This is a genomic window from Rhodanobacter sp. IGA1.0 (assembly GCF_040208325.1).
Classification (GTDB): domain Bacteria; phylum Pseudomonadota; class Gammaproteobacteria; order Xanthomonadales; family Rhodanobacteraceae; genus Rhodanobacter; species Rhodanobacter spathiphylli.
On the sequence record NZ_CP157948.1, the window covers coordinates 3,086,727 to 3,100,747 of the forward strand.

Below are 14,021 nucleotides of genomic sequence, written 5' to 3' on the forward strand. Positions count from 1 at the left end.
AACGCCGCCTGCCCCGCTCTCGGAAGCACCATGTCGCCTGCCCCAGCGGGAACCAACGACAGCGATGACGTGCGCGCCGCCGCTGCCGGCGACCGCCGCGCATTCCAGCGGCTGTACCAGTTGCACGTGGGACGTGTGCACGGCGCGGTGTACCGGCTCGCCGGCTACGACCACGCGCGCGCCGAGGATCTCACCCAGGATGCCTTCATCCGCGCCTGGCAGAAGCTGCCGGGCTTCCGCCATGAAAGCGCGTTCGGCACCTGGCTGTACCGGCTGGCGGTGAACGTGGCGCTGATGGACATCCGCGCCCGCGGCGCCGATCCGGTCAGCATGATGGACGAGGAAGACCTGCCCGACGCCGGCGGCACGCCGTTCTGCGCCGCCGAGCGCGAGGAACTGGAACACGCCGTGGGCAAGCTGCCGCCGCGTGCCCGCGCAGTGCTGGTGCTGCACGACGTCGAAGGCTGGAAGCACGAGGAAATCGGTGCCGAACTGGGCATGGCGGTGGGCACCTCGAAAGCGCAGTTGCACCGCGCCCGCGGCCTGCTGCGCAAGGTATTGGGAGAAAGCTCATGAATGAATTCGAATGGCGTCGACAGATGCGCGAGCTGTGCCAGCCGATGTCACCATCGCGTGACCTCTGGGCGGGCATCGACTCGGCGCTCGATCAGGCCGAACACCGCGACGTCAGCGCAGGCAACCATGCCCCCGCGCATCGGCGACGCTGGCTGTTCGGTGCGGCACTCGCCGCATCGCTGCTGCTGGCCGCCGGCATCGGCTGGCACGCCACGCGCGGCCCGGCCGACATGGTGACCACCCGGGTCGCCGCGAGCACCACCTCGTGGAAGCCATCCGATCCACGCCTCAGCGGCGCCGCCATCGAACTGGACGCCGCCCGCATGGAACTGCAACTGGCGATCCGGCAGGCGCCTGACTCGCTCGCGCTGCACCGTCTGCTCGGCCGCACCGAACAGCAACAATCCCAACTTCGCCAACTGGCCAACCAGTCCGGCTGATACATCAAGGAACAAGCATGAAAACCGCACGCTATCTTCCGTTGCTGCTGTGCCTCTGCATCGGCCAGGCCCTGGCCGACACGCCGATCAACCTGCACCACGACGCCTCGGCTACCGCCAGGGTCAGCATCAGCAATGTCGCCGGCACGGTGAACGTGATCGCCTGGGATCGCAATGAGGTGCAGGTCAGCGGCCGCCTCGGCGAGGGCGCCAAGCCATTGGCGATCACCGGCAGCAAGGATCGCCTGGAAATCAAGGTGGAACCCAAGGGAAGCTCCGGCGGCTGGTTCAACTGGGGCGGCGACAACAACATGTCCGCCACCACGCTGGAACTGCATGTACCCAGGGCCGCCTCGCTCGAGGTCGACGTGGTCAGCGCACCGCTGGTGATCGACGGCATGGATGGCGGCAGCATCGAGGTCAATACCGTGAGTGGCAAGGCGCGCATCAATGCACGCACGCCCTCGCTGACGGTGGACAGCGTCAGCGGCGGCATCGAGCAGGCCGGGCATGCGGACAAGGTCGAGCTGCAGACCGTCAGCGGCGACATCCTCGCTCCCTCACTCGGCAACCAGGTCGAACTGCAAACCATCTCCGGCCGCATCCAGGCCAGCGGCGGGCCCTGGCAGAAACTCACGCTCAGCACGGTGTCGGGCAACGTCCAGTTGAACGGCGGGCTGACCGCCGACGGCAGCATCAATATCGACAGCATGAGTGGCGACGTGCAATTGCAGGTTCCCGCCGGCACGAATGCAAGCCTGCACGCCACCAGCTTCAGCGGCAATCTGCGCAGCGACTTCGGCACGGCAACCCAACCCGAACACGGCCCGGGCAGTTCGCTCGATGCCCGCCTGGGCAACGGCCAGGGCAAGATCAACGTCGAGACCTTCAGCGGTGACCTGCGCGTGCGCCGGCAGGACTGAACAGGTCGGCGTGGCCCTGCCCGCGCCATGCACAAATGAAAACGCCGTCGCGCAAGCGACGGCGTTTCTGTTCCGGTGAGATCCTGGCTGCGGCAAAAGCCGCCGCTCAGAGATCCTGGTGGTACTGCACGTAGGGCGTACGCGACTGGTCCGGCTCGGGACCCGCCGGCGTATTGGCCGGCGTGCCGGAGGACCACAGGTTCTGCGCGCCGACGCTCAGCGAGCCGCGCCACGGCAGGCGCCAGGTCACGCCCAGATCGATGCTGTTCCAGCGGCGATCGGCATTGAGGTCGCCAGGGATGGCCACCTGTGGTTGCATCGTGCGGCCCGTCAGCACACCGCTCAACGAGCCGTGATCGACGCCGAAGCTCAGCGCCTTCTGATCCAGCGTGTCGACGCCGAGCAGGTTGCCGGGAAGCAGATGGATGCGACCGACGCTGGCACCCAGGTCGATGCCGCTCTTGCTGCCCAGCGCGAGACGGCCGCGGGCATTGAGCTGTGCGCTGTTGTCGAAACTGGAAAGGCCATCCACGCCCGGCGCCGCACCCGGCAGGACGCGCGGCAGGACATTGCCCGCGTTCGGCGCGCTGTTGGTGCCCACGCTGACGCCCACGCTGTAGCGGTCGGTCGCATAGGTGGCGCCCACTTCGCTGCCGCGCAAACGCTGCCCCGGATGGGTCCAGGAAAGCTCGCTCACCTCGGCATGTGCCTGCAGGCGGGGGCCGAGTCCGTATTCCACGCCGGTGCTGGTCACGCTGGAGCCGTCCAGCACCCGCAACGCCAGCGGCGAATGGCTGGCCATGGCTTCGGCCGTGCTGCTGCGATCGGTCTTCAGCGACAGCACATGGCCATCGGCCGTGCGCCACAGCGGTACCATCGTGCCCGCGTCCGCCCGGGTGGCGGAAGCCGCCGGCTGCGCCAGCAAGGCATCGGCCACCCCGCTGTCGGCGCCCACGGACTGACCGGCCGCGGCAAGCGGCAAGGCAAAGGTCAGCAGGAGGGCGGAGAGACGGCGCATGGTCGGAACCGGTGACTCACTCGAACAGAAGCGTGATTGGGGGCAAGTGTACCCCGTTTTACGTTTTGCTAACACCCTGAAAAGCTGCCGAAACGCACATATCGGGGACTCGGCGAGCACGTTCGACCCCCGGCCGGCGCGGGGGTTCCCCGGGCTGACGCTGGCGGGGCAGCGGGTTTACACGATATAAAGGCGTGTCATCCCGGCTCAACCAGGTCGTCCCGGAAGCAGCCTTAGCCTCATGAGCGCCACACCGACGATCCGTCCCTCTCCGTCACCGCCGGTGTCGCGAGACCCTGCGGCCTTGCACGCGGCGGTCGAACGCCTGTTCGAGGCGGCGGATGCGGCTGGCGTGATGGAGATCTGCGAGCTGGTGCTGACCCATTTCGGGGTCCAGGGGCATCTGCGCTGGCGCCGGCGCGACGAACAGGTCGCGCACCTGGCTGGCCAGCTGGATCTCGCCGAAGACCCGCAAGGTTCGCGCACCCTGATCCTGGAATGGCCCGACCTGCCGCTGGCCGAGGTCACTCGCGACCAGCTGGAGTGGCTGGGTCGGCTGGCCGACATCCGCCTGCGCCAGCTGGCCGAGACCAGCCGCCTGTACGAGGCCATTTCGCGCCTGGCCCTGGCCGAGCGCCTGCAACGCGCGCTCTACGCCATCGCCGAACAGGCGGGCGCCGGGCACGACATGCCCGAGATGATGCGCTCGCTGCATGCCATCGTCAGCAGCCTGATGTACGCGGAAAACTTCTACATCGTGCTGTACGACGCGGCGACCGACACGGTTCGCTTCCCCTATTACGTCGACATCGCCGACACCGATCCGCCGCCGCCGGACCAGAGCGTGCCGATGCACGAGCTGCTGCACAGCCTGACCTGGAACCTGTTGCAGGAAGGCCGGCCGCTGATGGGTTCCATCGACGAGCTGAGGCAGCAGTTCGGCGACCGCTTCGTGCTGGTCGGCCCCAGTTGCGAGCACTGGCTCGGCGCACCGCTGCTGCGCGCCGGTCGCGTGGTCGGCGGCATCGTGATGCAGAGTTATCGGCCGGACACGCACTATTCGCGGCACGACCTGGACCTGCTCAATTACGTGGCCCAGCACGTGCAGACGGCGCTGGAACGGCGCGAGGCGCACATCGAACTGGGCCGCCGCGTCACCGACCGCACGGCGGCGCTGCGCGAGGCCAACCGCGTGCTGCGCCAGCAAGTGCTGCAGCGTCAGCGCGGGGAACGCCTGCAGGCGGCGCTGTTCCGCATCGCGGAACTGGCCAACACCGCCGAAAGCCTGGAGAAGTTCTACGCCGCCACCCACCAGGTGATCAGCGGGCTGCTGTACGCGCGCAATTTCTACATCGCCCTGGTCGACGAGGAAAGCGGGCAGCTCACCTTCCCGTATTCGGTGGACGACATCGACAACGTGCGTCCACCGCGCGCGCACGGTCGAGGCGCCACCGAATATGTGCTGCGCCACGCGAAGCCGCTGCTGGCAACGCCGGCCGAGATCGAGCGGCTCAGCGCGCTCGGCGAGATCAGCCACTTCGGCACCCGTTCGGTGTGCTGGCTTGGCGTGCCGCTGATCTGGGGCGGCAAGGCGACCGGCGTGCTGGCGCTGCAAAGCTACTCGCCCGAACACACCTACAACGAGCGCGACCAGGAACTGCTGACCTTCGTCAGCTACCACATCGCCAACGCGTTGCAACGCAAGCAGGCGGCGACCTCGCTGAAGCAGGCCTACGCCGGGCTGGAACGCCGCGTCACCGAGCGCACCCGCGCCCTGGCACTGGCCAATCGCGACCTGCGTGAACAGATCGCCGAGCGCGAGCGGGTCGAGCGCCGGCTGAAGTACGAGACACTGCACGACTCGCTGACCGGCCTGCCGAACCGCACCCTGTTGCTGCAACGCCTCGAACAGGCAATGCAGCGTTACATCGCCAATCCGAACGAACAGTTCGCGGTGCTGTTCATCGACCTGGACCGCTTCAAGGTGATCAACGACTCGGTCGGGCACCTGGTCGGCGACGACCTGCTGTTCCAGGTGGGTGGCAGGATTCGCGCCTGCCTGAAAACGCGCGACGTGGTGGCGCGGCTGGGTGGCGACGAGTTCGCCGTGCTGCTGGAAGGCATCGTGGACACCGCCAAGCCGATGCTGATCGCCGATCGCATCATCAGCGAACTGCAGACGCCGTTCCGGCTTGGCACCAAGGAGATCTTCACCTCGGCGTCGATCGGCATCGCGCTGTCCAGCCCGCATTACCGCCAGCCCGAGGAACTGCTGCGCGACGCCGACGCGGCGATGTACAACGCCAAGGATGGCGGTCGCCATCGTGCAGCGATGTTCGACGACCGCCTGCGCCGCGAGGCGTTGTCGCTGCTGGACATGGAAAGCGACCTGCGCCACGCGCTCAGCCGCAACGAATTCGAGCCGTTCTACCAGCCGATCGTGGAACTCTCCGACGGACGCGTCACCGGTTACGAGGCGCTGCTGCGCTGGCATCATCCCGAACGCGGCCTGCTCTCGCCGGGCGATTTCCTGTTGATCGCCGAGGAATGCGGCTGCGCCGAGGCGATCGACTGGCAGATCTTCGAGCAGGTGTGCACCCAGGCCGTGCGCCTGATCGGTACCGAAGGCTTCATCAGCATCAACGTGTCCGGCCGGCACTTCCGGGTGGCCGATCTCGACCAGCGCCTGCTGGCGCTGTTCAACCAGTACGCCGTGCCCACCCGCTGCATCCGCATCGAGGTCACCGAGCACGCGCTGCTGGAGAATCCGACCCAGGTCAAGCAGATGCTGCAGAACCTGCGCAGCCACGGCGTCGGCATCGCGCTGGACGACTTCGGCACCGGCTATTCCTCGCTCAGCTATCTCCACCAGTATCCGTTCGAGACGCTGAAGATCGATCGTTCCTTCATCACCGAGCTGCCGCCGGACGACACCGAGACCCAGGGCTTGGCGCTGGTGCGCGCGATCCAGGTGCTGGCCGATTCGCTGCAGATGAAGGTGATCGCCGAAGGCATCGAGGAAGAGTCGCAACGCCAGGCGCTGATGCGCGTGGGTTGCCGTTACGGCCAGGGATTCCTGTTCGCCCGGCCACAACCGGCCAGCACCTGGCTCAGTGCCGAAAAACCCCTGCTGCTGGCCTGAAGCAGTTCACTGCGCGGTACCTGGCGCCGCTGGCGCCGCACTGTCACTGAGCAGATGCTCGGCATCGATGCGGTCGAAGTGGTAGCGCTGCGCGCAAAACTCGCAGATCACCTCGATCTCGTTGTCGCGGGCCAGCAGGGCCGCTTCCACTTCCTCGCGACCCAGCGAACGCAGCATCGCCGTCACCCGTTCGCGGCTGCAGCTGCATCCGAATGCCAGCGGCCGAGGTTCGAACAGGCGCACCGACTCCTCGTGATAAAGGCGATACAGCAGCTGCTCCGGCGCAACGCCCAGCAATTCCTCCACGCCCAGGGTCGCGGTGAGCTGCAGCACGCGGTTCCAGGCGTCCTCGTCGTGCACGGCGTCGATGCCACCCTCGCCCGGCAACTTCTGCAGCATCAGTCCGACGGCATGTTCGCCATCGGCGGCCAGCATGATGCGCGCCGGCAACTGCTCGGACTTCACGAAGTAGTCCTCCAGCGAATCGGCCAGACCGGCGTGCCGCAACTCGACCAGGCCCTGGTAACGCTGGCCGCGATCCACATTGCCGATGGTGATTGCCATGATCGCATCGGACAACGCGTCCAGGGCCAGCGGTGCAGGCAATGGTTCATTCCAGCGAGCCAGTCCGCGCAGATGCCCCTGATCATTGCATTCGGCAAACAGCAGGCGCAGCGCGCCGGAGCTCTTCAGTTCCAGCGACAGCGCGCCATCGAGCTTGATGTTGCCGGTAAGCAGCGCGCTGGCCGCCAGCGCCTCGCCAAGCAGGCCGCGCAGCGGCAGCGGATATTCCGCGCGCGCCGCCACCTCGCGCCAGGCCGGCCCGAGCCGGACCAGCGCCCCGCGCACGCCGGCGCGTTCCAGCAGGAAGCGATGCAGCACGTCCTGGACGGGCAGGTTTACGTCTTCGACAGGCAGGTTTTCCACAATCGGGGATTCCGTTTCGATTCAATCGGCCGAGATGGGGTCGCCATGGCGCCCGCACAACGCCCCTTATACTGCCAGCCATGCCCGCCTTGTTCAGTCGCCTCCCGTTTCGTCGCCTGCTGCGATCGCTCGCCATTCTGCTGCTCGGCTGGCTGGCGCTGAGCTGGCTGCTGGTGCTGGTGTTGCGCTTCGTGCCGCCATGGACCTCGGCCGTCATGCTGGAACGGCAGCTCGGTGCCCTGATCCATGGCGAGAAGGACTTTCACCTGCGCCAGCACTGGGTCCCGTGGGAGCAGGTTTCGCCCTGGGTGCCGCTTGCGATGGTGGCCGGCGAGGACCAGAAGTTTCCCTATCACCACGGATTCGACCTCGACTCGATCCAGGACGCGCTCGACGCGGCCGATGACGGCAAGCGCCTGCGCGGGGCCAGCACGATCAGCCAGCAGACCGCCAAGAACCTGTTCCTGTGGAACGGCCGCAGCTTCGTGCGCAAGGGCCTGGAAGCGTACTTCACCGTGCTGATCGAACTGACCTGGCCCAAACAGCGCATCCTCGAGGTGTACGTGAACATCGCCGAGCTGGGCGACGGCGTCTACGGTGTCGGCGCGGCCAGCGAGATCTATTTCCACACCCCACCGGCACGACTGGGGCCGGCCCAGGCCGCCCGCCTGGCCGCGGTCCTGCCCAGCCCGCGCCGCATGCACGCAGACCGGCCCAGTGCCTACGTGCAGCGCCGGACGAACTGGATCCAGCAGCAGATGATGCAGTTGGGCGGAACCGGCTACGTCGAGGGCCAGGCTCCGGCACATCCGCCACGGCGGGGCCGTTGAGCCCGGCGGCAGGCATGGGCTCGCTGCTGCGCGCCACGATTCACAACTTCACTACACGCGCGAACCAAGGCGGCGCTAGACTCGGCACCGGGCAGCCCGTCCGTAGCCGAATGGGGATCCGCGCATGAGCCAGGTCAAACATCTTCTGCAAGGCAAGGGCAATGCGATCTACCGCGTTGCACCGGAAACCCCCGTCCTCGAAGCGATCAAGCACATGGCCGAGCATCGCGTCGGTGCGCTGCTGGTGATGCATGGCGAGAAGCTGGTCGGCGTGATGTCCGAGCGCGACTACGCGCGCAAGGTGATCCTGCAGGGCCGCTCCTCCTCGCAGACCGCGGTGTCCGACATCATGACCGGCACCCCGCTCACCGTTGGCCCCGACACCGACGTGTTCGACTGCATGCGCCTGTGCACAGACAGCCGCATCCGCCACCTGCCAGTGGTGGAAGGCGACACGGTGGTCGGGGTGATCTCCATCGGCGACCTGGTCAAGGCGGTGATCGACGCCCAGGCCGAACAGATCGAGCATCTGGAGCGCTACATCACCAGCTGAGATTCGGGAGAGCCCGCCTCAAAGCGGCGCTTCCGCATCCGTGTTCGCGCGCACCCTTTCTTCCGGCTCCAGGTCCGGCGACCAGCCTGCACGGCGGGACACCAGCGTCGCCAGCGCCGCCACACCCGCGCCGGCGAGCGCCAGTCCGCCGATGCCCCAGCCCAGCATCCGCAGCCAGCTCACCGCACTGGTCACCACCAGGTCACCGAAGCGCCACACCGCGGTCTCGACGAAGTTCTTGCCCTTGTAGCGCATCTCGCGCGGCACCCGCGTATACAACGCATCCACCGCGGGCTTGGTCATGCCGTAGGCAAAGCCGCGCGTGATTACCAGCATCACCGCCAGCAACAGCGGTACACTGTAGCCGAAGAACGAAACGCTGCCGCTGCCGATCAGCGCCACCGCAGCCAGCAAAACCAGATTCACCAGCGACGGCACGACCAGGCCCCAGCCGGCGCCGCGACGCACCAGCAGCCACGGCGTGATGCTCAGTTGCAGCGCCGCGCCGAGCAGGTTGGTGGCCAGATCCAGATTGTTGTAGAACGCCGTGCGCGCCACGGCATCGGCGAAATTCGCCTTGGCGTAATCGGCCACCATCGCGTACGCCAGCGTGCCGATGCCGTCACCGAACAGCATCAGCAAGGCCATGTAGCGCAGGAAGGGATGTGACCACAGCTGCTTGATGCCGGCCCACAACGAGCCGCCGATCACCTCGTCGCCCTGGCTGCCGGGCTGACGATCGTGGCTGGCGGAAAGACGCAGCAACAGGATCATCGATGCGGTCAACGACACCGATGAAACCAGCAGCAGTGGCGCGACGCCGATCAGATGCACCAGCAGCTTGGTCACCAGCGGCCCGAAGATCGCACCGGCCATGCCACCCAGCGCGATCAGCGAGAACACGCGCCGCGCCTGGCCGCTGGAGAAGATGTCCGCCATGAAGCTCCAGAACAGCGACACCACGAACAGGTTGAACACGCTGACCCAGACGAAGAACACCACGCCCAGTTCGCGCGCACCGATCCGGTCCTGCGCCATGAAGGCCGGCACGAACGCGAGCAGGCACACGATGAAGAAGCTGTAGCTCCAGCCCAGCAGCTGGCGACGCGGAAAACGCGCCACCAGGGCGCCGAACAGCGGCGTCATCAGCAGCATCACCACGAACACCGCGCCGTAGAACAACGGCAGCGACTGCGAACCGACCGCACCGCTCAACTGGTCACGCACCGGCCGGATGATGTAATACGAAGTCATCACGAAGAAGAACGCCAATGCGGAGAGCATCGGCGCTGCAGCTTGTTTCACCATGGTCCGACGGTACAGACTCACTTCGCACATCCGGCGTGGGGCGCGGCAAGCCTAGCACGCGACCATGTTCACTCTTCGGGGGCAGCAGCTTGATGGATCGCCATGACTACATCATCGTCGGCGCCGGCTCGGCCGGCTGCGTGCTGGCCAACCGGCTCAGCGCCAACCCGGCCACGCGCGTGTTGCTGCTGGAGGCGGGCCCGACCGACTGGAACCCGCTGATCCACATGCCCGCCGGCATCGCGCGGCTGGCCAACAATCGCCGCCTCAACTGGAACTACCGCACCGAAGCGGAGCCTGCGCTCAACCAGCGCCGACTGTGGTGGCCGCGCGGCAGGACGCTGGGCGGTTCCAGCTCGATCAACGCGATGTGCTACATCCGCGGGGTCGCCGCCGATTACGACGAGTGGGCCCGGGTCACTGGCGACCCGCGCTGGTCGTGGAACGAGGTGCTGCCCTGGTTCGTGCGCAGCGAAGACAACAGCCGCGGCGATAGCCCATTGCACGGCATGCACGGTCCGCTCGGCGTATCCGACCTGCGTCACGTCAACCCGTTGTCACGGGTGCTGATCGAGGCGACCGCCAGTGCGGGGCATCCGCGCAACGACGATTTCAATGGCGTCGGCCAGGCCGGCTTCGGCCTGTACCAGGTCACCCAGCGTGACGGCGCCCGCTGCTCGACGGCAGCGGCGTTCCTGAAACCGGTGCGCGGTCGCGCCAACCTGCAGGTGCGCACGGGCGCGCTGGTCGAGCGCGTGCTGATCGAGCACGGCCGCGCCATCGGCGTGCAGTTGCGCCGCGGCCGGCACGGCACGGAACGGATCGAGGGCGGCGAGGTGATCCTCGCCGCGGGCGCGATCAACTCGCCGCAACTGCTGATGCTGTCGGGACTGGGCCCGGCCGATCACCTGCGCAACCACGGTATCGCGGTGCAGGCGGACCTGCCCGGCGTCGGCGGCAACCTGCAGGACCATCTGGACATCTGCACGCTCGATGGCAATGCGACCCGGATCAGCTATGACCACCTCAACGAACTGTCCGCGGGCCTGCGCTGGTTGCGCCACCGCGATGGACCGGGCAGTTCCAACGTGGCCGAGGCCGGCGGTTTCGTGCGCAGCCGCTTCGCCGGCGACGAGCGTTGCGACCTGCAGTTCCATTTCGTGCCGGCACTGCTCGACGATCACGGCCGCCACCGCCTGCCAGGCTACGGCTATACGCTGCACGCCTGCTACCTGCACCCGCGCAGCCGCGGCCGGTTGCGCCTGCACTCGGCCGATCCGGCGCAACCGATCGCGATCCACGCGAATTACCTGGGCGACCCGGAAGGCCATGACCTGAAGCTGATGATCGAGGCCGCGCGGCTGTCGCGCGAGATCCTGGACCAGCCTGCATTCGCCCCCCATCGTGGCGCCCCGGTGTTTCCCGAACGCCGCATCGACACCGACGCCGAATACACCGACTTCATCCGACGCAAGGCGGAAACCATCTATCACCCGGTCGGCACCTGCCGCATGGGCAACGACGATCACGCGGTGGTCGACAGCGAATTGCGCGTGCGCGGCATCGATGGCCTGCGCGTGGTCGATGCCTCGGTGATGCCGGCGCTTCCCACCGGCAACACCAATGCACCGACGATCATGATCGCCGAGCGGGCGAGCGCGTTGCTGACGGGAAGCGGCGCGAGTCAGGCAGTGGCCTGATTCACCCCGTCACCGAGCGGCACCGGACAATGCAGGCTGGCGCAGATCACGCGCAGCAGTTCGGCTTCTTCCACGCTGACCAGGTCGTCGGCGTTGATTGCCGCCACGAGAGCCTGGATCACCAGCTCCTTGGCGATCGGCAGGAGGTCGTCCAGATCGTCCAGCGCGCGCTCGAACGGCGCCTGCCAGGCCGCTGGCGGCGGCGTCCATTCGATCGCCTCGCCGGGAAAGACGCTCTGCATCGCCACCAGCCAGGCGCGCCGCGCGCGGGCTTCGTCGGAACAACCGCCCGCGGCAACCACGGCGCAGACCATGATGACGCTGGCGCGGCAAGCCGGCAGCTTCTTCGCGCCATCGACCGGCGCACGTCGAGGCTGCTGCGCCTCGCTCAGCTGCAGGCGCAGCAGCCGGGCCAGACAATACTCGTTGAGGTCGACCCGGCCATCGGCATGGACCAGCGCATCAAGCGTGTTCTGCACGGTCTGCTGACGCGCCGGCGGCAACTGCTTCAGCGCGGGGAAGGCCAGCGAGGCCAGCGGCAGCCGGGCAATCGGCGGCAGCTTCACCACTTCAGCGGCGAGGCCCTGCACCGCCTGGTGCACATCGTCGCCAAAGGCATCGGCGATGATGCGCCGTTGCGACGGCTGCGGTCCAGCCGCTGAGGCGGTCAGCGCCAGCACCACCGCAAGCGCCGACTCGGGCTGCTGCGCGGCTTCCCGCAAGCGCGTAGGCAGCGCCTGATGCAATGCCGCCGCGCGCTGGAACTGTCCGCCGGCCGGCGTGCCCGCGCTCGCCAACGCACCGGCCAGCAGCGACGGCACGACGGGAGGGATCGCCGCTCCGGGAATGACCCCGGCACGCATCGCTGCCACAGCCGGTGCCGATGCCGACAAGGGGCTGGCCGCAGCTGGCATGGCCGCGCGCTGCATCGCCACGCCAATCCGGACCAGTTCCTCTTCGCGAAAACCCGGTTCCAGTGCACGAATGCGCTGCAGCAGCGGCGGGTGGGTGGCGAACAGCGCATTGAAACGGCCGGCCTCGCCGAACAGCATGTGTGCCACCTCCTGCTTGTTCGCCATCTGCAGGCGCGAGCCCTCGCCGAGCGCCGCGATCTTCTTCAGCGCGCCGGCAATGCCGTCGGTCTGGCGGGTGAACTGCACGGCCGAGGCATCGGCCAGCGCCTCGCGCGAACGCGACACCGCAGCCTGGATCAGCCGCGCGAAGAAGTAGCCGATGTAGCCGACCACGATCAGCGCCAGCCCGATCAGCACCACCTGCCCGCCACCGCCACGCCGACTGCTGCGGCCACCGCCGAACCCGATCACCCGCCGCCCTGCGATCGCCAGCACCAGGACGCCGAACAGCAGGCCCATCAGCCGGATGTTCAGTCGCATGTCGCCGTTCAGCACATGGCTGAACTCGTGCGCGATCACGCCCTGCAATTCATCGCGGGTGAGCTGGTCCAGGCAACCGCGGGTCACGCACACCGCGGCGTCCGATGCCGAGTAGCCCGCGGCGAACGCGTTGATGCCGGGCTCGTCCGCCAGCAGGCAGATGTCCGGCACCGGCACACCGGCCGCAATCGCCACTTCCTCGATCACGTTGCGCAGCTGGCGCAATGCGGGGTCGCGGGTATCGACCGGTACCACCACCGCGCCCACGCTTTCGGCGACGGCCCTGCCGCCGCCGGACAGGCTCCTGATGCGGAACCACGAACTGAGCCCGATGCCGGCGATCACCGCCAGGCTGCTGCCGAGCAGCAGCGGCAGGTTTGAGCGCGCCGGCCCGCCGTCCACCGGGTGATGACCCAGCGTGAACCACACCACGGCATCGATCGCCGCCACGATGGCGGCCACCGCCAGCACGAACAGCACGACCAGGCGCCGGCTGCTGCTACGCACGCGAGCCTGCTGCGCAAAGAAATCCATGGAGACTCCCGGACCCGCTTCGTGGCGTGAGCCACGAAGCGACAGCGATCAGCTGAAGGACACCTTGGGCACGTCGCGCGCGGCGGGATTCTCGATCTTCAAGGGTTCGGCGGCGGCGAAACCGAAACTGTTGGCCACGAACGAGGCGGGAAACACTTCGCGCCTGTTGTTGTAGGTCAGCACGGAATCGTTGTACGCCTGCCGCGCGAAGGCCACCCGGTTCTCGGTCGAGGTGAGTTCTTCGGACAGCTGCATCATGGTCTGGTTCGCCTTCAGGTCGGGATAGGCCTCCTGCAGCGCGAACAAATGACCCAAAGTCTGTGTCAAAGCATTTTCACTGCTGGCCAGCTGCTGCATCGCAGCCGCATCACCCGGCCTGGCCTTGGCACCGGCCAGCCCGTTCACCGCGGCGTTGCGCGCCTGCACCACGGCCTCGAGGGTACCCCGCTCGTGGGCGAGGTAACCCTTGGCCGTCTCGACTAGGTTCGGGATCAGGTCATGCCGGCGCGTCAGTTGCACGTCAATCTGCGCAAACGCGTTCTTGTAGCCGTTGCGCGAAGTCACCAGTCCGTTGTAGATCGCCACGAAGTACAAGACAATCAGAACGACGACAATCAGAACAATGATCAGACCCATCGACAAATTCCCCACCCTGAGGCGCATCCCCACGCCGGAA

The 14,021-nt window shown here is 67.3% G+C and carries 12 protein-coding genes; 7 read left to right on the forward strand and 5 right to left on the reverse strand.

Annotation, left to right across the window (positions count from 1 at the left end):
• Positions 1-30 precede the first annotated feature (30 nt).
• From ABNK63_RS13960 to ABNK63_RS13970, 3 genes are read left to right on the forward strand one after another with little or no spacing between them, the layout of a single operon-like run.
• The gene (locus tag ABNK63_RS13960; protein WP_007807630.1) at positions 31-576 is read left to right on the forward strand and encodes an RNA polymerase sigma factor; all 546 of its coding nucleotides are present in this window, start codon (positions 31-33) and stop codon (positions 574-576) included.
• Positions 573-1,016: a hypothetical protein gene (locus tag ABNK63_RS13965; protein ID WP_007807628.1), complete on the forward strand. Its 444-nt coding sequence runs from the start codon at positions 573-575 to the stop codon at positions 1,014-1,016. The genes ABNK63_RS13960 and ABNK63_RS13965 overlap by 4 nt, the downstream gene beginning before the upstream one ends.
• Before the next feature lie 17 nt (positions 1,017-1,033).
• A complete protein-coding gene (locus tag ABNK63_RS13970) occupies positions 1,034-1,939 on the forward strand; it encodes a DUF4097 family beta strand repeat-containing protein (protein ID WP_350015971.1) in 906 nt (301 codons plus the stop codon).
• Between the two features lie 106 nt (positions 1,940-2,045).
• Here the strand turns inward: ABNK63_RS13970 and ABNK63_RS13975 are convergent, their stop codons facing one another.
• Positions 2,046-2,957, reverse strand: coding sequence for a hypothetical protein (locus tag ABNK63_RS13975; RefSeq protein ID WP_007807624.1), 912 nt, complete (start codon positions 2,955-2,957; stop codon positions 2,046-2,048).
• 241 nt (positions 2,958-3,198) lie between these two features.
• Here ABNK63_RS13975 and ABNK63_RS13980 point away from each other — a divergent pair, with 241 nt between their 5' ends.
• Entirely contained in the window at positions 3,199-6,099 is a 2,901-nt protein-coding gene (locus ABNK63_RS13980; protein ID WP_350015972.1) for an EAL domain-containing protein, read from the forward strand.
• Positions 6,100-6,105: 6 nt separating this feature from the next.
• Here ABNK63_RS13980 and ABNK63_RS13985 read toward each other — a convergent pair whose 3' ends face one another.
• Positions 6,106-7,026, reverse strand: a complete 921-nt coding sequence (locus tag ABNK63_RS13985) for an Hsp33 family molecular chaperone HslO (RefSeq protein WP_007807620.1) — start codon at positions 7,024-7,026, stop codon at positions 6,106-6,108.
• 80 nt (positions 7,027-7,106) lie between these two features.
• Here ABNK63_RS13985 and mtgA point away from each other — a divergent pair, with 80 nt between their 5' ends.
• Together mtgA and ABNK63_RS13995 are read left to right on the forward strand one after the other, a co-directional pair.
• Positions 7,107-7,856, forward strand: coding sequence for a monofunctional biosynthetic peptidoglycan transglycosylase (gene mtgA, locus ABNK63_RS13990; RefSeq protein WP_007807619.1), 750 nt, complete (start codon positions 7,107-7,109; stop codon positions 7,854-7,856).
• A 124-nt stretch (positions 7,857-7,980) separates the two neighbouring features.
• On the forward strand, positions 7,981-8,409 hold the full coding sequence (locus tag ABNK63_RS13995; RefSeq protein WP_007807618.1) for a CBS domain-containing protein: 429 nt from the start codon (positions 7,981-7,983) through the stop codon (positions 8,407-8,409).
• An 18-nt stretch (positions 8,410-8,427) separates the two neighbouring features.
• On the opposite strand, the gene ABNK63_RS14000 is transcribed toward ABNK63_RS13995, so the two are convergent.
• Entirely contained in the window at positions 8,428-9,693 is a 1,266-nt protein-coding gene (locus ABNK63_RS14000) for an MFS transporter (RefSeq protein WP_007807617.1), read from the reverse strand.
• A 116-nt stretch (positions 9,694-9,809) separates the two neighbouring features.
• On the opposite strand from ABNK63_RS14000, the gene ABNK63_RS14005 reads away from it, so the two are divergent.
• On the forward strand, positions 9,810-11,417 hold the full coding sequence (locus tag ABNK63_RS14005) for a choline dehydrogenase (protein ID WP_350015973.1): 1,608 nt from the start codon (positions 9,810-9,812) through the stop codon (positions 11,415-11,417).
• Here the strand turns inward: ABNK63_RS14005 and ABNK63_RS14010 are convergent.
• Positions 11,402-13,345 carry a M48 family metallopeptidase gene (locus ABNK63_RS14010; RefSeq protein WP_350015974.1) on the reverse strand — a complete coding sequence of 648 codons (1,944 nt, stop codon included), beginning with the start codon at positions 13,343-13,345 and terminating at the stop codon, positions 11,402-11,404. The genes ABNK63_RS14005 and ABNK63_RS14010 overlap by 16 nt on opposite strands.
• Positions 13,346-13,393: 48 nt before the next feature.
• Positions 13,394-13,981: a LemA family protein gene (locus ABNK63_RS14015; protein ID WP_007807614.1), complete on the reverse strand. Its 588-nt coding sequence runs from the start codon at positions 13,979-13,981 to the stop codon at positions 13,394-13,396.
• Between the last annotated feature and the right edge of the window lie 40 nt (positions 13,982-14,021).

What these genes read in the sequence shown, in the direction of transcription:
- mtgA (WP_007807619.1), top strand. Translation starts at nt 7,107, where the DNA reads ATGCCCGCCTTGTTCAGTCGCCTCCCGTTTCGTCGCCTGCTGCGATCG.
- ABNK63_RS13965 (WP_007807628.1), top strand. Translation starts at nt 573, where the DNA reads ATGAATGAATTCGAATGGCGTCGACAGATGCGCGAGCTGTGCCAGCCG.
- ABNK63_RS14015 (WP_007807614.1), bottom strand. Translation starts at nt 13,981, where the DNA reads ATGGGTCTGATCATTGTTCTGATTGTCGTCGTTCTGATTGTCTTGTAC.
- ABNK63_RS13960 (WP_007807630.1), top strand. Translation starts at nt 31, where the DNA reads ATGTCGCCTGCCCCAGCGGGAACCAACGACAGCGATGACGTGCGCGCC.
- ABNK63_RS13975 (WP_007807624.1), bottom strand. Translation starts at nt 2,957, where the DNA reads ATGCGCCGTCTCTCCGCCCTCCTGCTGACCTTTGCCTTGCCGCTTGCC.
- ABNK63_RS14005 (WP_350015973.1), top strand. Translation starts at nt 9,810, where the DNA reads ATGGATCGCCATGACTACATCATCGTCGGCGCCGGCTCGGCCGGCTGC.
- ABNK63_RS13970 (WP_350015971.1), top strand. Translation starts at nt 1,034, where the DNA reads ATGAAAACCGCACGCTATCTTCCGTTGCTGCTGTGCCTCTGCATCGGC.
- ABNK63_RS13980 (WP_350015972.1), top strand. Translation starts at nt 3,199, where the DNA reads ATGAGCGCCACACCGACGATCCGTCCCTCTCCGTCACCGCCGGTGTCG.
- ABNK63_RS14000 (WP_007807617.1), bottom strand. Translation starts at nt 9,693, where the DNA reads ATGCTCTCCGCATTGGCGTTCTTCTTCGTGATGACTTCGTATTACATC.
- ABNK63_RS13995 (WP_007807618.1), top strand. Translation starts at nt 7,981, where the DNA reads ATGAGCCAGGTCAAACATCTTCTGCAAGGCAAGGGCAATGCGATCTAC.
- ABNK63_RS14010 (WP_350015974.1), bottom strand. Translation starts at nt 13,345, where the DNA reads ATGGATTTCTTTGCGCAGCAGGCTCGCGTGCGTAGCAGCAGCCGGCGC.